General features: G+C 69.0%; 14 protein-coding genes. 10 read left to right on the forward strand and 4 right to left on the reverse strand.

Features of this window, described 5'->3' with window-relative positions:
- Nucleotides 1–328: 328 nt before the first annotated feature.
- The 4 genes from PGH47_RS25715 (at nucleotide 329) to groL (ending at nucleotide 4,473) form a co-directional block, all read left to right on the forward strand.
- A complete protein-coding gene (locus PGH47_RS25715) occupies nucleotides 329–1,381 on the forward strand; it encodes a polysaccharide deacetylase family protein (RefSeq protein WP_443048532.1) in 1,053 nt (350 codons plus the stop codon).
- Nucleotides 1,378–2,208, forward strand: a complete 831-nt coding sequence (locus PGH47_RS25720) for a polysaccharide deacetylase family protein (protein ID WP_271665382.1) — start codon at nucleotides 1,378–1,380, stop codon at nucleotides 2,206–2,208. Before PGH47_RS25715 ends, PGH47_RS25720 begins: the two co-directional genes overlap by 4 nt.
- Before the next feature lie 206 nt (nucleotides 2,209–2,414).
- Nucleotides 2,415–2,723: a co-chaperone GroES gene (groES, locus tag PGH47_RS25725; protein ID WP_003998759.1), complete on the forward strand. Its 309-nt coding sequence runs from the start codon at nucleotides 2,415–2,417 to the stop codon at nucleotides 2,721–2,723.
- A 121-nt stretch (nucleotides 2,724–2,844) separates the two neighbouring features.
- Nucleotides 2,845–4,473: a chaperonin GroEL gene (groL, locus tag PGH47_RS25730; protein ID WP_271665383.1), complete on the forward strand. Its 1,629-nt coding sequence runs from the start codon at nucleotides 2,845–2,847 to the stop codon at nucleotides 4,471–4,473.
- Between the two features lie 96 nt (nucleotides 4,474–4,569).
- Here groL and PGH47_RS25735 read toward each other — a convergent pair whose 3' ends face one another.
- Nucleotides 4,570–5,262 carry an ester cyclase gene (locus PGH47_RS25735; RefSeq protein ID WP_271665384.1) on the reverse strand — a complete coding sequence of 231 codons (693 nt, stop codon included), beginning with the start codon at nucleotides 5,260–5,262 and terminating at the stop codon, nucleotides 4,570–4,572.
- Between the two features lie 147 nt (nucleotides 5,263–5,409).
- Between PGH47_RS25735 and PGH47_RS25740 the strand changes: the two genes are divergently transcribed.
- Complete coding sequence (locus tag PGH47_RS25740; protein ID WP_271665385.1) at nucleotides 5,410–8,781, forward strand: hypothetical protein; 3,372 nt, start codon at nucleotides 5,410–5,412, stop codon at nucleotides 8,779–8,781.
- A 28-nt stretch (nucleotides 8,782–8,809) separates the two neighbouring features.
- On the opposite strand, the gene PGH47_RS25745 is transcribed toward PGH47_RS25740, so the two are convergent.
- Together PGH47_RS25745 and PGH47_RS25750 are read right to left on the reverse strand one after the other, a co-directional pair.
- Nucleotides 8,810–9,583 carry an SDR family NAD(P)-dependent oxidoreductase gene (locus tag PGH47_RS25745; protein WP_107904024.1) on the reverse strand — a complete coding sequence of 258 codons (774 nt, stop codon included), beginning with the start codon at nucleotides 9,581–9,583 and terminating at the stop codon, nucleotides 8,810–8,812.
- Between the two features lie 146 nt (nucleotides 9,584–9,729).
- Nucleotides 9,730–10,398, reverse strand: coding sequence for an MOSC domain-containing protein (locus tag PGH47_RS25750; RefSeq protein ID WP_271665386.1), 669 nt, complete (start codon nucleotides 10,396–10,398; stop codon nucleotides 9,730–9,732).
- A 79-nt stretch (nucleotides 10,399–10,477) separates the two neighbouring features.
- On the opposite strand from PGH47_RS25750, the gene PGH47_RS25755 reads away from it, so the two are divergent.
- Nucleotides 10,478–11,374: a LysR family transcriptional regulator gene (locus PGH47_RS25755; protein WP_030946240.1), complete on the forward strand. Its 897-nt coding sequence runs from the start codon at nucleotides 10,478–10,480 to the stop codon at nucleotides 11,372–11,374.
- Nucleotides 11,375–11,445: 71 nt separating this feature from the next.
- Here the strand turns inward: PGH47_RS25755 and PGH47_RS25760 are convergent, their stop codons facing one another.
- Complete coding sequence (locus PGH47_RS25760) at nucleotides 11,446–11,775, reverse strand: WhiB family transcriptional regulator (RefSeq protein ID WP_030946242.1); 330 nt, start codon at nucleotides 11,773–11,775, stop codon at nucleotides 11,446–11,448.
- A 380-nt stretch (nucleotides 11,776–12,155) separates the two neighbouring features.
- Between PGH47_RS25760 and PGH47_RS25765 the strand changes: the two genes are divergently transcribed.
- From PGH47_RS25765 to PGH47_RS25780, 4 genes are all read left to right on the forward strand, one after another.
- The gene (locus PGH47_RS25765) at nucleotides 12,156–12,767 is read left to right on the forward strand and encodes a response regulator transcription factor (protein WP_003948568.1); all 612 of its coding nucleotides are present in this window, start codon (nucleotides 12,156–12,158) and stop codon (nucleotides 12,765–12,767) included.
- 306 nt (nucleotides 12,768–13,073) lie between these two features.
- Entirely contained in the window at nucleotides 13,074–13,661 is a 588-nt protein-coding gene (locus tag PGH47_RS25770; RefSeq protein WP_030946246.1) for a sigma-70 family RNA polymerase sigma factor, read from the forward strand.
- 154 nt (nucleotides 13,662–13,815) lie between these two features.
- Nucleotides 13,816–15,321 carry an IMP dehydrogenase gene (gene guaB / locus PGH47_RS25775; RefSeq protein WP_030946249.1) on the forward strand — a complete coding sequence of 502 codons (1,506 nt, stop codon included), beginning with the start codon at nucleotides 13,816–13,818 and terminating at the stop codon, nucleotides 15,319–15,321.
- 104 nt (nucleotides 15,322–15,425) lie between these two features.
- On the forward strand, nucleotides 15,426–16,550 hold the full coding sequence (locus PGH47_RS25780; protein WP_271665387.1) for a GuaB3 family IMP dehydrogenase-related protein: 1,125 nt from the start codon (nucleotides 15,426–15,428) through the stop codon (nucleotides 16,548–16,550).
- Nucleotides 16,551–16,599 lie beyond the last annotated feature (49 nt).

Consider the following 16,599-nt stretch of genomic DNA (forward strand, 5'->3'; position numbering starts at 1 on the left):
CGGACCGCCCGCCGCCCGCTGCCGGCCGCCGCGGACCGCCCGCCGCCCGCTGCCGGCCGCCGCGGACCGCCTGCCGCCCGGACCGTCTGCCGCCCGGACCGCCTGCCGCCCGCCGCGTGCTACCGTCCGCCGCCCGCCGCGGACCGCCCGCCGCCCGCTGCCGCCCGCCGCGGACCGCCTGCCGCCCGGACCGCCCGCCGCCCGGATCCTCTGCCGCCCGTCGGCCACGTGTCGCGCCGCCCGCGCTGTGGGCCAGTCGGTGGATGGTCCGTCGACTGCCGCGGTGTCGGGCCGGGTTCGGGGCGGGAGCCTGCCAGGATCCGGCTCCATGCGACTAGTAGTACAAAATGACAAAAGCCTCGGAAATGGGGCGGTACCCGTAGGACGCCGTCAGCGGACGGCCCGGCGTGCGCGCGTCCACGGCGTCATGGCCGTGCTGGTCGTGGCCGCCATCGCCTCCGGCTGCGCGCAGCCCGGCGGATCCGCGGCCGGAGCCCCGCCCTGGGCAGGACGCGCGTCGGGGACGACGGGCGTACCCGGTCCGGGAGGCGGATCCGAGGCCGCGGGCTCCCCGCCGAGCCGGCAGCCGCTCGAGGCGTCGTCGCCGATCGCCACCGCGAACTCACAGGCCAAGAAGTTCCAGTCGGCCCAGGAGGCCCGCACCGCCCGGATCGCCGCCGCCCGGCGCTGGCGCCTGGACGGCGTCCCGCTCACGCCCCCGCCGCCCCCGGCGAAGAAGCCGGAGATCACCACCCGCGACGGCTTCGAGGTCGACGGACACGAGGAACTCGGGCTCCCGCCGGTCTTCACGACCGTCCCGACCGAGCAGCGGGTCGTCTTCCTCACCATCGACGACGGCGCCGAGAAGGACCCGACCTTCCTGCGGATGATGGACGACCTCCAGGTGCCGTACACCGCCTTCCTCAGCAACTACCTGATCAAGGAGGACTACGGCTACTTCCGGCGGATGCAGCGCAGCGGCGTGGTCCTGAACAACCACACCCTGCACCACCCCTACCTCCCGGCCCTGTCCTACCGCCGCCAGCAGCACGAGATCTGCGGCATGCAGCAGGTGATCGAGGAGCGCTACGGCAAGCGCCCGCTGCTCTTCCGCCCGCCCTTCGGCAACTACAACCGCAACAGCCTGCGGGCCGCCAAGTCCTGCGGCATCGAGTACGTCCCGCTGTGGAACGAGGAGGTCTTCGTCGACCACTGGGACTACCGCGAGTGGGACCGGAAGATCCGACCGGGTGACATCGTGCTCAGTCATTTCCGGGGCCGGGAGGACTGGAAGGGCACAATGCCCGACATGATCCGCCGGTTCCTGAACAAGGTGACGGCCGAGGGGTACGCGGTGGCACGGCTGGAGGACTACCTGTGAGATCGGCGCGGACGCCGGGGTCGCGGGCCCTCGCGGCAGTGGTCCTGGCGTCCGCCCTGCTCGCGGGCTGTGCTCGGCCGACGGGTCCGGCCGACCCCCGCGGCGGGCCGGCCGAGCGGTCGGCGCGCTCGGCGAAGAACCCCACGCACACCCAACAGCCGTACCGTCGCTGGGGCCTGAGCGACCCGCTGCCCGCGCCGCCGTCCCCGCCCGCCCGCAGGACACCGCACCCGGCCGGCGACCGGCTGCCCGTCGTGCACCGTGTCCCCACCCGCGACCGGGTCGTCTTCCTCAGCTACGACGACGGCGCCGAGAAGGACCCCCGCTTCGTTGACATGGTCCGCGAGCTGCGGCTGCCCGTCAGCATGTTCCTCACGGACAGCGTGGTCGGCCCGGGCTACGGCCACTTCGCCCGGCTGCGCTCGGTGGGCGCGTCGATCCAGAACCACACCCTCGACCACGCCGCCCTGCGCGGTCTGCCGTACGCGGGGCAGCGCGCCGAGATCTGCGGCCAGCAGAACAAGCTCCGCGCCCGCTTCGGCATCCGCCCCCGCCTGTTCCGCCCGCCCTACGGCACCTACGACGCCACCACGCTGCGCGCCGCCGCGCACTGCGGTGTCACGGCGGTCGTGCTCTGGCGGGCGGCGATGGAGGGCGACGGCGGACTGACGTACGCCGGGGGGCCCGCCCGGCTGCGCGCCGGGGACATCGTGTCCGTCCCTTCGGGTGAGCCCGCCGGGCTGGGTCTGCGGGAGCGGACGACCCGGCTGCTGCGGGAGATCCAGCGGCGGGGACTCACGGTGGGGCGCCTGGAGGACTACCTGTAGCGAGGCCGCCGGGATGCGCCGCGCCGTCGTGAATTAGCAGTCCGCTTGACCGAGTGCTAATCACGGTCATAGTCTCGGGTCTGGCACTCCCCACTGGAGAGTGCCAACTACGCGACGGGCAGGTCCGGCACCCGCGACGACGGATCCACCTGGTCGCCACCTCAGACAGTTAACCCCGTGAGATCTCCGAAGGGGGAGGTCGGATCGTGACGACCACCAGCTCCAAGGTTGCCATCAAGCCGCTCGAGGACCGCATCGTGGTCCAGCCGCTCGACGCCGAGCAGACCACCGCCTCTGGCCTGGTCATCCCGGACACCGCCAAGGAGAAGCCCCAGGAGGGCGTCGTCCTGGCCGTGGGCCCGGGCCGCTTCGAGAACGGCGAGCGCCTGCCGCTCGACGTCAAGACCGGCGACATCGTGCTGTACAGCAAGTACGGCGGCACCGAGGTGAAGTACAACGGCGAGGAGTACCTCGTCCTCTCGGCTCGCGACGTGCTCGCGATCATCGAGAAGTAAGCACCACCTCAGAGTTTTTCCAGCTGCGCCCCTGGCCCCCCGCGACCACTTAAAGAAGCCGGGCGCCCGGGGCGCAGTGTCTTTTTTGAGAACCCACAGATCCGAGAGGGCTCCCGCTGTCATGGCGAAGATCCTGAAGTTCGACGAGGACGCCCGTCGCGCCCTCGAGCGCGGCGTCAACAAGCTGGCCGACACGGTCAAGGTGACGATCGGCCCCAAGGGCCGCAACGTCGTCATCGACAAGAAGTTCGGCGCGCCCACCATCACCAACGACGGTGTCACGATCGCCCGTGAGGTCGAGATCGAGGACCCGTACGAGAACCTCGGCGCCCAGCTGGTGAAGGAGGTGGCGACCAAGACCAACGACATCGCTGGTGACGGCACCACCACCGCCACCGTGCTGGCCCAGGCGCTGGTCCGCGAGGGCCTGAAGAACGTCGCCGCGGGTGCCTCCCCGGCCGCGCTCAAGAAGGGCATCGACGCGGCCGTGGCCGCCGTCTCCGAGGACCTCCTCGCCTCGGCCCGCCCGATCGACGAGAAGTCCGACATCGCCGCGGTCGCCGCGCTGTCCGCCCAGGACCAGCAGGTCGGCGAGCTCATCGCCGAGGCGATGGACAAGGTCGGCAAGGACGGTGTCATCACCGTCGAGGAGTCCAACACCTTCGGTCTGGAGCTGGACTTCACCGAGGGCATGGCCTTCGACAAGGGCTACCTGTCGCCGTACTTCGTGACGGACCAGGAGCGCATGGAGGCCGTCCTGGAGGATCCCTACATCCTCATCAACCAGGGCAAGATCTCCTCCATCCAGGACCTGCTGCCGCTGCTGGAGAAGGTCATCCAGTCGGGTGGCTCCAAGCCGCTGCTGATCATCGCCGAGGACGTCGACGGCGAGGCCCTGTCGACCCTGGTCGTCAACAAGATCCGCGGCACCTTCAACGCGGTCGCGGTCAAGGCCCCCGGCTTCGGTGACCGCCGCAAGGCGATGCTCCAGGACCTGGCCGTCCTCACCGGCGCCACGGTCATCTCCGAGGAGGTCGGTCTCAAGCTCGACCAGGCCGACCTGGACGTGCTCGGCAGCGCCCGCCGCGTCACCGTCACCAAGGACGACACCACGGTCGTCGACGGCGCCGGCGACTCCGCGGACGTCACGGGCCGCGTCGCCCAGATCAAGGCCGAGATCGAGAACACCGACTCCGACTGGGACCGCGAGAAGCTCCAGGAGCGCCTCGCGAAGCTGGCCGGCGGCGTGTGCGTGATCAAGGTCGGCGCCGCCACCGAGGTGGAGCTGAAGGAGAAGAAGCACCGTCTGGAGGACGCCATCTCCGCGACCCGCGCCGCGGTCGAGGAGGGCATCGTCTCCGGTGGTGGCTCCGCGCTGGTCCACGCCGTCAAGGTCCTCGAGGGCAACCTCGACAAGACCGGCGACGAGGCCACCGGTGTCTCCGTGGTCCGCAAGGCCGCCGTCGAGCCGCTGCGCTGGATCGCCGAGAACGCCGGCCTCGAGGGCTACGTCATCGTCTCCAAGGTGGCCGAGCTCGAGAAGGGCAACGGCTACAACGCCGCGACCGGCGAGTACGGCGACCTGGTCAAGGCCGGCGTCATCGACCCGGTCAAGGTGACCCGCTCCGCTCTGGAGAACGCCGCCTCCATCGCCTCCCTGCTCCTCACGACCGAGACCCTGGTCGTCGAGAAGAAGGAAGAGGAGGAGCCGGCGGCGGCCGGTGGCCACGGCCACGGGCACTCCCACTGAGCCCAGCCGCTCGTAGAGAGCCCCGGTCCCGCGCGCAGGCGCGGAACCGGGGCTTTCCCCTTCGCGGGCTCTTGGGTCCTGTTCGCGGGCCGGGGCCTACCGGCCGAGTACCCCCAGCTGCTCCAGCAGCCCGGCCCGGTCGTACATCCAGTGGCTCTCGCAGATCCTGCCGTCCCGGAACCGCTGCCAGGTCATGCCCCGCATGGTCACGTCCTGACCGGTCGCCGCGATCCCCAGGAACTCGCCGTTGTGCCGGGCGCTCCAGGTCCAGCGTGTGCACACCTGGTCGTCCTGGGCCATCTGGTCGTCGATCCGGAAGGCGAAGTCGAAGGCGGCACTCCATCCCGCGTACTGCTCCCGGATCCCCTCCACACCGCGCACCGGCTCCGGATACGACGGGTCGTCGTCCACGTAGTCGTCGGTGAGATGGTCCCCGATGTCCTCCGGCGCCATCCTCCCCATGTCCTCGAAGAAACCCCGCGCGGCCAGGCAATTCAGCTGCTCGTCCCGCACGACGTCGAGATCCGTGAACGTCGGCGTCTCGTCGCAGAGCGCGACCATCTCCTGGAAGATCCGGTCGGTCTCGGGGAGATTCGAGTTCCGCATCGCGTCCTCGTACGAGGCGAACTCCACGATCTCGACGAAGTGCCCCGAGTCGGAGCGGTCCTTCCCGATGATGTCGTGCGTCGCCGTCCGCTTCCCCTCGGTCTGCTCGACCCATCTGTCCATCAGCCGGTTCATCTCGTCGAACCGACTGGTCCTGCAATCGATCAACTGCACGAAGGTCATGACGTCGTCGCCTCCCGGTGGGGCTGGGCGGGGCTGGACGTCTCCATTGTCCTCGCGGATGGGGGGCTGTGCCTGTCGGCGTTTTGACATCATGGCGGGATGCGTGCGCGGGGGAGACAGTCCGTCTCGGCGGGCGGAGACGTAGGTGTGGCCGTCACGGGCGACCACAACCAGATCGTGATCGCCCCCGCTGTGCGTTCGGCGTACTGGGAGCAGGTGCGCCGCATCGTCCCGGCCGAACTCGTGGACCGGCAGGCTGAGTTGAGCGACCTTGCCGAGTTCTGCACACGTGACTCCGGTCCGACGTACGCCTGGTGGCGGGCGGAGGCATGGGCAGGTAAGACCGCATTGATGTCGTGGTTCGCGCTGAATCCACCTCCGGGCGTACGGATCGTGCCTTTCTTCGTCACTGCTCAGCTGCGTTCGCAGAACGACGCGGTGGCCTATGGCGATGTAGTGCTCGAGCAGTTGGCGGAGCTGGCCGGGGACAGCCTGCCTGCGCATCTGACGGAAGCGACCCGGGACGGGCACTTGCTGCGGCTCTACAGCCAGGCGGCCCGCATCTGTCTTGAGCGAGGCGAACGGCTGGTGCTGCTGGTCGATGGTCTGGACGAAGACCGTGGGGTGACAATGGGGCCAGACGCCCATAGCATCGCGAGCCTTTTGCCGCGTTTCCTGGAATTCGGCACCCGGGTCATCGTCTCAGGTCGCCTCAATCCTCCTCTCCCCAGTGATGTGCCACACGATCATCCATTACGGGATTCGCAGCACATGCGCAGTTTGCGGCCGTCGCCTCATGCTCAGGCGATTCGTGCCGAAGCAGAGCGAGAGTTGAAACGATTTCTGGCCGAGGGGCATCTGTGCCGTGATCTGCTCGGATTCGTTGTGGCGGCCGAGGGCGGCTTGACGGCATCCGACCTGGGCTGGCTGACCGGGCAGCGGCAGTACGAAATTGAGGATCTTCTCCGGAATCGGGCTGGACGCACCTTTGTGAAGCGTGAGGCTTCGTCACTGGGCTCTTCGAGGGCGGGGCTCTACCTCCTGGCACACGAGGAGCTCAAGGAGCGAGCGGAGGAGATGCTCGGTGCGGGCGATGTCGATCGGTATCGTCAGCACCTGCACGCCTGGTGCGACGAGTACCGGGAGCAACGCTGGCCACCTGAAACTCCTCACTACTTGCTGCGTGGCTATTTCCAGATGGTGCACGCGCAGGGCGACATCGATCGCGTCATCCTCTGTGCCGTTGACCCCCACCGGCACGAGCGACTTCTTCACGCTTCCGGCCACGATGCTTCCGCCCTGGCCGAGATCGGCATTGCGGGCGAGATGATCATCGAGGAAGGCGGAGGGCGACTGCACGACATGTTGCGCTTGTCGATACGCCGGAATGCTCTTGAAGAGCGGATCTCCAAAGTGCCCCCTGCCATAGCGGCGGCGTGGGGCCATTTAGGTGAAGGGAGCAGGGGGGAGATGCTGGCCCGAGGCTTCCCGGACAGGACCGAGCGGGCAGTTGCACTGGCAGAGGTCGGCGAGGTTCTTGGCGGGCTCGAAGCGGTACGACTGCTTGGGGAGGCCGAGCAACTGGCCCGTCAGGCAGGCGACGAGGTCAGTCGGGACGCCATCTTGGTGCGTATCGTGCTGGCGCTGGTGAAAACGCGGCACTTTGCGCGGGCTGAGAGGCTGGCAGCGGACCTGACCCCTGAACGCGTGAGTAGGGCTTCGGCGCGAGGGATCATTGTCGGCCTTGCGGAAGCAGGCGCGACAGACCTTGTCGAGAGGATGGCGCCGGCTCTGGGAATCTCTGATGAGGCTCCCGTCCACTTGGCTGTTGCGCTGGCGGCAGGCGGCAGCTACTCCAAAGCAGAGGTTGTCGCCCGCGGCGCCCATACCCCGACATCGAGGAAGGTGGCGCTTGCTCGGCTGGCCTCTGTCCGACGTCGTTGGGCAGACGGCGGCGGCGACCTGATCGAAGAGGTGTTATCGGGCAGCGCGCCCCTCTCGGTGGAGGAGCTGGCGCCGGCCCTGGCGTCGGCAGGGGAATTGGAAGCCGCGCTTGCCCTCGTGAAGGAAGTCACCTTGGACGAATGGCGCTTCGAATTGATCTCAAAAATGGTCGGAGAAAGCGCTTGGTTCGGGTATATGGATCATGCCAAGACGCTCCTCCGGCTGTTACCCGACGGGGACCATCTCTCGGCCGGTGCGGCTTCCGCCGTCTTGGCCTTATGTCGTGACGGCGATCTCGATCAGGCATTCAGCATGGCTCGACTCATCACGACGGACGTGATTCTTTCTGAGGCTCTTCTTGTCATCTCCCTGGCCATGATTCGTGCAGGACAAACGGAGGAAGCTCTGAGAATCGGGCGCATCCTTGTCACGGACAGTGGATCCATCGACCCTCTGATTCGCATTTCGGTAGAACTGGCGGCGAGCGGTTCGGTCGAGCGAGCGCGCGAGGTCCTGCTGAACGCCGAAGAACTGGCTCGCCGCTCGATGAGCGCCCCGGCGAAGCTTCGTAATACGGCCGCGGTTGCTCAGGCGTTGGCCAGGGCGGGGTTCGTTGACGCAGCACAATCTCTCCTGGCGCGTACGGAGCATGACCTCGCCGCACTGATGGACCAGACGGCTCTCGATACGACGTGGCTCGAGGAACTGGTGGTTTGCCTGGCCAAGGCGATGGCATGGGCAGGCCTCTCGTCCCGGGCAGAAGAGTTGGCGAAGCGGTTGCATAACGCTCAGTGCCAGGAACGCATCTGGGCAGAGATCGCGAAGGCGATGTCCAGTCTCGGTAGATTTGAGGAAGCGGAAGGGGCGGCCCGAACGCCCTTGAAGCTCGGCCGCAGCCGGCTTCCCGGCCTGGTGGCAGTTGCACTGGCTGCGGATGGGGAGTTCGAGAGGGCCGTTGGCCTCGCGCGGGGCCATGCCGACGTGCATCACGATGCATGGGTACTGGCGGAGATCGCGGGTGCGTTGCACGCCGCGGGGCGGCACCAGGAAGCTAAGGCTTACATCGCCGAGGCCGAGGAGATCGCCAGGGGCGCGCCAGCAGCCCGAACCGCCGCGAGCCTCGTCCGCGTCCTCGTTTTGACCGACGGAGTGACGGCGGCGCGATCCCAGCTGGGGCAAGCGGAAGCTGCTTTCGGCCGGAGTCGGGTCGCCGGTTCGGACGATGTCAGTCATATGGCCTGCGCCATGGCCGCCGTCGGAGACTTCGACCGCGCCGAAGCCCTGATCGACAGGGCTCTTGGACCATCGGCCCAAGCGGTGGCGCAGGCCCGACTGGTGGAGGCCTACGTATTGCAGGGCGAGTACCAGCGGGCCGAAGCCATGGCCGGGCGAATCAGGATCGGCAGAGAGGCGGCTGGGGCGTACCTGGCCATCGCACGCAGCACGACCCCTGAGCGTTCCCGGATCTGTGCGGCTCTGGCTCTCCACCGCGGCTGGTGGCCTCTCTGCCTACCTGAGCTGCTGAACCTCGAGCCGACGACTGCGGACATCGCCGTCGAAGCGATCGAGGGCTGACGAAGACGCAATTTCGCCCGCAAGGCTTCTACTGCGGCCCGTACTTCCGCCCGGTCCGAGAGCTGATCCCGCCCAACATCCCCCGAGGCACCAATTTCGCCGCCCCCATCAACGCCTTGTACCGAGGGTCCGGAATGGAGACCGACTTCCCCCGCGCCAGATCCGCGAGCCCCGCCGCCACCAGTTTGTCCGCGTCCAGCCACATCCACCCCGGAATGTTGTCCGTTCCCATTCCGGCCCGCTCGTGGAATTCCGTGCGTACGAATCCGGGGCACAGCGCCATCAGCCGTACCCCGCTCCCGGCCAGATCCCGCGCCGCTCCCTGCGTGAACTGAACGACCCACGCCTTGGACGCGCCGTACGTCCCGCGCGGTACGAAGGCGGCGACCGACGCGACGTTGACGACGCCGCCGCGCCCGCGCTCCCGCATCGCCTCCGTCGCCGCCGACGTCAGGCGCAGCACCGCCTCGCAGTGGACCTTGAGCATCTTCAGCTCGTCGGCCATGGAGACGTCGAGGTAGCGGCCCTTGTTGCCGAAGCCGGCGTTGTTGATCAGCAGGTCGACGGGGTTCCTGCGGTCGCCGAGGCGGGCGGCGACCGCCTCGATGCCGGTGTCCTCGGCGAGGTCGGCGGTCAGCACCTCGGCCTCGATGCCGTGCCGGTCGTGCAGCTCGGTGGCCTGCTCGCGCAGCCGCTTGGTGTCCCGGGCCACCAGGACGAGGTCGTGCCCGTCGGAGGCCAGCCGCCGCGCGAACGCGGCGCCGATACCCGCGGTCGATCCCGTAATCAATGCCGTTGTCATGGCGCAAGATTAGTGACCCGGACCACGTGCATCCGTTCTCTGCACAGGGCCTCCCGATCGGTGAAGCCCGGGCGGAGACGGCCGTCGGGAGGGCTGGTCAGCGGGCGTGCGGGCGCGAGTTCGCGGGCCCTTCCGATGACGGTGCGTCAAGCTCCTTGCTGTGCCACGTACTTGTGCGCCGCCTCCAGCGACTCCGGGTGCAGCGCCTCGCCGGCGGCCAGCAGTCGCGGCAGCAGCTTCCGGTCCGTCGTCACCGCGCGGAACTGCAATGCCACCGTCACGTCATGGTCCGGACGGTGAATGATCTCCACGGAGTCGCCCGCCCGGATCTCACCCGGCGCGATCACCCGCAGATAGGCGCCCGGCGCACCCTTCGTCATGAACCGCTTCACCCACTGCTTCTCACCCAGATGGCCCTGGAAGGTGCGACAGGGAATCCGGCCGCTCGTGACCTCCAGCACCAGCTCGGAACCGATCCGCCAGCGCTCGCCGATCAGCGCCCCGGACACGTCAAGGCCCGAGGTCGTGAGGTTCTCGCCGAAGACGCCGTTCGCCAGCGGGCGCCCCAGCTCGCGCTCCCAGTCGTCGAGGTCCTCGCGCGCGACCGCGTACACGGCCTGGTCGTCGCCGCCGTGATGACGCAGGCTGCAGATCTGGTCCCCGGCCACACCGCTGCCGCCGGTCCCCTTGGGCCCGGGCGCCGCCACCCGCACCGGCCCCTCCACCGGCTGCTTGTCGATCCCGGTCACACCTTCGGGGTGATCGGTGTAGGGCACGGACTTCCGGTGGCCCAGGTTCACAGACAGAAGCTTCATAACGGCACGGTAGGCGACGGCGGTCAAAGCGTCCACGCATTATTCGGCGCCGTACCCAAGGTTCGCTTATGCTCAAGGGGTGATCGAGGCCCGTCATCTCCGTGTGCTGCGCGCCGTCGCCGCCACCGGCTCCTTCTCCGCGGCGGGGCGCGAGCTCGGCTGCACCCAGCCCGCCGTCAGCCAGCAGATGAAGGCCCTGGAATCGTCCGTCGGCACCCCGCTGCTGGTCCGCAGCGGGCGCGAGATGCGGCTGACCCAGGCCGGTGAGGCGCTGGTGCGGCATGCCGCCGGGATCCTCTCGGGGCTCACCGCCGCCGAGGAGGAGGTCGCCGCGATCGCCGGCCTGCGCGCCGGACGCGTACGACTCGTCTCCTTCCCCAGCGGCAGCTCCACCCTCGTCCCGACCGCACTGGCCGCCCTGCGCGCCGCGCACCCCGGCACCCGTGTCTCCCTGGAGGAGGCCGAGCCCCCGAAGTCGGTCGAGCTGCTGCGTGAGGGCGACTGCGACGTGGCACTCGCGTTCCGCTACGAGGGCGCACCCCAGGAAGGGGAGTGGGACGACCTCGTCGTACGTCCTCTGCTGACGGACCGCCTCGTCGGCCTCGTACCGGAACGGCACCGGCTGGCACGCGCGCAGTCCGTCTCCATCGGCGAGCTCGCGGCCGAGCCGTGGATCGCCGGGTGCCCGCGCTGCCGGGGGCAGCTGGTCGAGGTGTGCGAGAGCGCCGGCTTCACGCCCCGCATCGACTTCGCCACCGACGACTATCCGGCGGTCGTCGGCCTGGTGGGCGCCGGCCTCGGCGTGGCCGTCCTGCCGCAGCTGGCCGTGGAGTCCGTACGGCCGCGGGGAGCGCGCATGCTGACGCTGGAACCGGCCGTGCGGCGGGAGATCGTCGCGCTCACGCTGAGTGATCTGGCACAGGTGCCGGCCGTCGCGGCGACGCTGGAGCAACTGGCGCGCGCCGCGGCCCGCTAGTCAGGGGCGGCGGTTCAGCAGGCAGAAGGAAGGGCACGCACACGCGCGCCCTGGTTTGCAGAAACGTTCCTTCAAGTGTTCGGACCGGCGTCACCGCTGGTCGTCGATGCCGACACCAGCCGGTTGCGGGCCCGCCCCATGAGTTCCTCGCGCTCGTCCTCGGTCAAGCCGCCCCATACGCCGTACGGTTCGCGAACCGCCAGCGCATGCGCCGCGCACTGCGCGCGTACCGGGCACCTCATGCAGACCTCCTTGGCCGAGTTCTCTCGAGCGCTCCGGGCCGCGCCGCGCTCGCCTTCCGGATGAAAGAAGAGCGAGCTGTCCACCCCGCGACATGCAGCCAGCAGCTGCCAGTCCCACAGGTCCGCGTTCGGTCCGGGAAGGCGGGAGAAATCTGCCATTACGTGACCCCTTGTAGCCGTTCTGGGCGGATCCGGTGTCTACGACCGTACATCTACGATCTAAGGAGATGAAAATATGACTCATTGCGAATCTAGCTCCAAACGCCAAGAAACGGGAAGAAAAAGGGCTGAATGGGGCATGGGATGTGATGAAACAGGGAGGGTCCGCCCTGCATGTCTGCCCCGTGTCCGTCTCCTCACGTAGAGTGCCGAAGGCGGCGCATGCCCCCGTAACTCTTTCGAGTGACCGTCGTTGAGAGGGCGGAGGCGGTTGAAGCAACAAGCGCTCGGGCAGACGTCCGGGACGGTCGACCGCACAGGTGACATTTCGTACCAGCCTGGAGGCTCAAGGTGACGTGCATCAGCTGCGGAGGGCGGCCATGACATCCGTCCTCGTCTGCGACGACTCCCCGCTTGCCCGAGAGGCGCTCCGCCGCGCGGTCGCGACCGTGCCCGGCGTCGAGCGCGTCACGACCGCGGCCAACGGCGAGGAAGTCCTCCGCCGCTGGGGCGCGGACCGTTCGGATCTGATCCTGATGGACGTACGCATGCCCGGTCTGGGCGGCGTAGAGACCGTTCGGCGGCTGCTGTCCGCCGACCCCGGCGCGCGCATCATCATGCTCACCGTCGCCGAGGACCTGGACGGCGTGGCCCTCGCGGTCGCCGCCGGGGCGCGCGGCTATCTGCACAAGGACGCCTCGCGCGCCGAGTTGCGGGCCACGGTGACGCAGGCGCTGGCCGACCCGACCTGGCGTCTCGCACCGCGCCGGCTGCGCTCCGCCGAGATGGGGGCCGCGCCGACGCTCACGGCGCGTGAGATCCAGGTCCTCGAAGGCATGAGCCACGGTCGGTCCAACGCGGAGATCGGCCGCGAGCTGTTCCTCTCCGAGGACACCGTGAAGACGCATGCCCGCCGGCTGTTCAAGAAGCTCGGTGCGTCGGACCGGGCACACGCGGTGGCACTCGGGTTCCGCTGGGGCCTGGTTCGTTAATCGCGTCACTGCGGGCCGCCGGGTCGCGCCGTCCGGCGACCGCGGGCCCGTCGTGGCTGGTCGCGCAGTTTCCCGCGCCCCTCTGGGGGCGCGGGCGCCAGGTCGGCCAAGGAGCTCTGTCGGTGGCCGCTGCTCGTTTCGCCGCGGATGCCGCATCCTTGAGGTGTGGAGTCTCTCGGGGACGAGTCGGTCGAGCGGAAGGGGAGGGCGCAAGGGATGAGTTCCGGCGCACCTGCTCATAACGCTTCGGTGCACAACATCGAGCGCGATGCCACGGCGCATACGGCCGCAGGGCACCATGGACCGATGCGCGACGACGAGGCGGCCAAAGCCGCAGGGGCGATCGGTGCACTCGTCCATCGCGCCGTGGACGGGGACGAGCAGGCCACGCACGATCTGCTCGCGCATGTGCATCCCTTGGCCCTGCGCTACTGCCGGACCAGGCTGTCCCGCCTTCCGGGCGACGCCCGGCACTTCGTCGAGGACCTCGCCCAGGAGGTCTGCGTAGCCGTCCTCCTCGCCCTGCCGCGCTACAAGGACACCGGCCGGCCCTTCGAGGCGTTCGTCTTCGCCATCGCCGCGCACAAGGTCGCCGACCTCCAGCGGGCGGCGATGCGGCACCCCGGTTCCACCGCGGTCCCCTCGGACGAGATGCCCGAGCGACCGGACGACTCCCTCGGCCCGGAGGAGCGGGCGCTGCTCAGCAGCGACGCCGAGTGGGCCAAGAAACTGCTGGCCAACCTGCCCGAGAACCAGCGCGAGCTGCTGCTGCTGAGGATCGCCGTGGGGTTGACCGCGGAGGAGACCGGACAGATGTTGGGAATGTCACCCGGAGCGGTCCGGGTGGCGCAGCACAGGGCGCTGAGCCGGCTGCGCGCACTCGCCGAGCAGTAGTGCTCCCTTGGGCGCGCCCCGAATTGAACAGGCCCGGCTTCGATTCCGTACGAACATACGAAGCCTGGAGCCATACAGAACCGTGGAATTTGCTAGCCGCGCTTCCCGTTAGCATGGACATCCGCACCGATCAAGGCCATTTGGGGAAGGTGTCATGACTGCCAACGTCGACGGAGTGCCCGGCAAATTCGCGACTCTCGGGCTGACCTACGACGACGTGCTGCTGCTGCCGGGCTCGTCGGACATGGCACCCGACGAGATCGACACCGCCTCGTACGTCTCGAAGAACGTGCGGGTGAACATCCCGCTCCTGTCCGCCGCCATGGACAAGGTCACCGAGTCGCGCATGGCGATCGCGATGGCCCGTCAGGGCGGCGTCGGCGTTCTGCACCGCAACCTCTCCATCGAGGACCAGGCCAACCAGGTCGACCTGGTGAAGCGCTCCGAGTCCGGCATGGTGGCCAACCCGATCACCATCCACCCGGACGCCACGCTCGCCGAGGCCGACGCGATGTGCGCCAAGTTCCGCATCAGCGGCATCCCGGTCACCGACCCGGCCGGCAAGCTGCTGGGCATCGTCACCAACCGTGACATGGCGTTCGAGAGCGACCGTACGCGCCGGGTGCGCGAGGTCATGACGCCGATGCCGCTGGTCACCGGCAAGGTCGGCATCTCCGGCGTCGAGGCCATCGAGCTGCTGCGGAAGCACAAGATCGAGAAGCTGCCGCTGGTCGACGACCACGGCATCCTCAAGGGCCTGATCACCGTCAAGGACTTCGTCAAGGCGGAGAAGTACCCGAACGCCTCGAAGGACTCGAAGGGCCGCCTCATCGTCGGCGCCGCGGTCGGCGTCGCCGGTGACTCCTTCGAGCGCGCCCAGGCGCTGATCGAGGCAGGCGTCGACTTCATCGTCGTCGACACCGCGCACGGCCACTCCCGCCTGGTCGGCGACATGGTCGCCAAGATCAAGTCGAACTCCGCCGGCGTCGACGTCATCGGCGGCAACATCGCCACCAAGGACGGCGCCCAGGCGCTCATCGACTCCGGCGTGGACGGCATCAAGGTCGGCGTCGGCCCCGGCTCCATCTGTACGACCCGAGTGGTCGCCGGCATCGGCGTCCCGCAGGTCACCGCCATCTACGAGGCCTCGCTCGCCGCCAAGGCGGCCGGCGTCCCCGTCATCGGCGACGGCGGTCTGCAGTACTCCGGCGACATCGCCAAGGCCCTGGTCGCGGGCGCCGACACCGTGATGCTCGGCTCGCTGCTCGCGGGCTGCGAGGAGTCCCCGGGCGAGCTGCTGTTCATCAACGGCAAGCAGTTCAAGTCGTACCGCGGCATGGGCTCGCTCGGCGCCATGCAGACCCGCGGCGACCGCAAGTCGTTCTCCAAGGACCGCTACTTCCAGGAGGGCGTCGCCTCCGACGAGCAGCTGATCCCCGAGGGCATCGAGGGCCAGGTGCCCTACCGCGGCCCGCTGTCCTCCGTCGTCCACCAGCTGGTCGGCGGTCTGCGCCAGTCGATGTTCTACGTCGGTGGCAGCACGGTTCCCGAGCTCCAGGACAAGGGCCGGTTCGTGCGGATCACGTCGGCGGGTCTGAAGGAGAGCCACCCGCACGACATCCAGATGACGGTCGAGGCGCCGAACTACAGCCGTAAGTAGGCAGCACGCCTGAGAGGGCGGCCCCGGAAGCATCCGGGGCCGCCCTCGTCGTGCCCGTCGGCGATACTGGAAGACGCTGAACGCATCAGGGAAAGGCCACAGACGTGACTGAGATCGAGATCGGGCGCGGCAAGCGCGGCCGCCGGGCGTACGCCTTCGACGACATCGCCGTCGTCCCCAGCCGCCGTACGCGGGACCCGAAGGAGGTCTCGATCGCCTGGCAGATCGACGCCTACCGTTTCGAGCTGCCCTTCCTGGCCGCCCCCATGGACTCGGTCGTCTCCCCGGCCACCGCGATCCGCATCGGCGAGCTCGGCGGCCTCGGCGTGCTGAACCTCGAGGGCCTGTGGACGCGGTACGAGGACCCGCAGCCGCTCCTCGACGAGATCGCCGGGATGCCCACCGAGGCCGCCACGCGCCGCCTCCAGGAGGTCTACGCCGCTCCCATCAAGGAGGAGCTGATCGGGCAGCGCATCAAGGAGGTGCGCGACTCGGGTGTCGTCACCGCCGCCGCGCTCTCCCCGCAGCGCACGGCCCAGTTCTCCAAGGCGGTCGTCGACGCCGGCGTCGACATCTTCGTCATCCGCGGCACCACGGTCTCCGCGGAGCACGTCTCCTCCTCGCACGAGCCGCTGAACCTGAAGCAGTTCATCTACGAGCTCGACGTCCCGGTGATCGTCGGCGGCTGCGCCACCTACACCGCCGCCCTGCACCTGATGCGCACCGGCGCGGCGGGCGTCCTGGTCGGCTTCGGCGGCGGCGCCGCGCACACCACCCGCAACGTCCTCGGCATCCGTGTCCCGATGGCCACGGCGGTCGCCGACGTGGCCGCGGCCCGCCGCGACTACATGGACGAGTCCGGCGGCCGGTACGTCCACGTGATCGCCGACGGCGGTGTGGGCTGGTCCGGCGACCTTCCCAAGGCCATCGCCTGCGGCGCCGACGCCGTGATGATGGGCTCCCCGCTGGCCCGCGCCACGGACGCGCCCGGCAAGGGCCACCACTGGGGCATGGAGGCCGTGAACGAGGAGCTGCCGCGCGGCCAGAAGGTCGACCTGGGCACGGTCGGCACCATCGAGGAGGTGCTGACGGGCCCGTCGCACACCCCCGACGGTTCCATGAACTTCTTCGGTGCCCTGCGCCGGGCCATGGCCACGACCGGCTACAGCGAGCTCAAGGAGTTCCAGCGGGTCGAGGTGACGGTCGCGGACTCGCAGCACACGCGCTAGTCCGTACGACGTCTTCGTCAGGGAAGGGCCGGTCACCCCGGGGTGGGGT

Source organism: Streptomyces sp. HUAS 31, assembly GCF_028198125.1.
In the GTDB taxonomy this organism is placed as follows: Bacteria; Actinomycetota; Actinomycetes; order Streptomycetales; family Streptomycetaceae; genus Streptomyces; species Streptomyces chartreusis.

Excerpts from the sequence above, each read along its gene's own strand:
- PGH47_RS25715 (WP_443048532.1), top strand. The coding sequence starts at position 329 with ATGCGACTAGTAGTACAAAATGACAAAAGCCTCGGAAATGGGGCGGTA.
- groL (WP_271665383.1), top strand. The coding sequence starts at position 2,845 with ATGGCGAAGATCCTGAAGTTCGACGAGGACGCCCGTCGCGCCCTCGAG.
- PGH47_RS25735 (WP_271665384.1), bottom strand. The coding sequence starts at position 5,262 with ATGACCTTCGTGCAGTTGATCGATTGCAGGACCAGTCGGTTCGACGAG.
- PGH47_RS25745 (WP_107904024.1), bottom strand. The coding sequence starts at position 9,583 with ATGACAACGGCATTGATTACGGGATCGACCGCGGGTATCGGCGCCGCG.
- PGH47_RS25750 (WP_271665386.1), bottom strand. The coding sequence starts at position 10,398 with ATGAAGCTTCTGTCTGTGAACCTGGGCCACCGGAAGTCCGTGCCCTAC.
- PGH47_RS25760 (WP_030946242.1), bottom strand. The coding sequence starts at position 11,775 with ATGGCAGATTTCTCCCGCCTTCCCGGACCGAACGCGGACCTGTGGGAC.
- PGH47_RS25765 (WP_003948568.1), top strand. The coding sequence starts at position 12,156 with ATGACATCCGTCCTCGTCTGCGACGACTCCCCGCTTGCCCGAGAGGCG.
- PGH47_RS25770 (WP_030946246.1), top strand. The coding sequence starts at position 13,074 with ATGCGCGACGACGAGGCGGCCAAAGCCGCAGGGGCGATCGGTGCACTC.
- guaB (WP_030946249.1), top strand. The coding sequence starts at position 13,816 with ATGACTGCCAACGTCGACGGAGTGCCCGGCAAATTCGCGACTCTCGGG.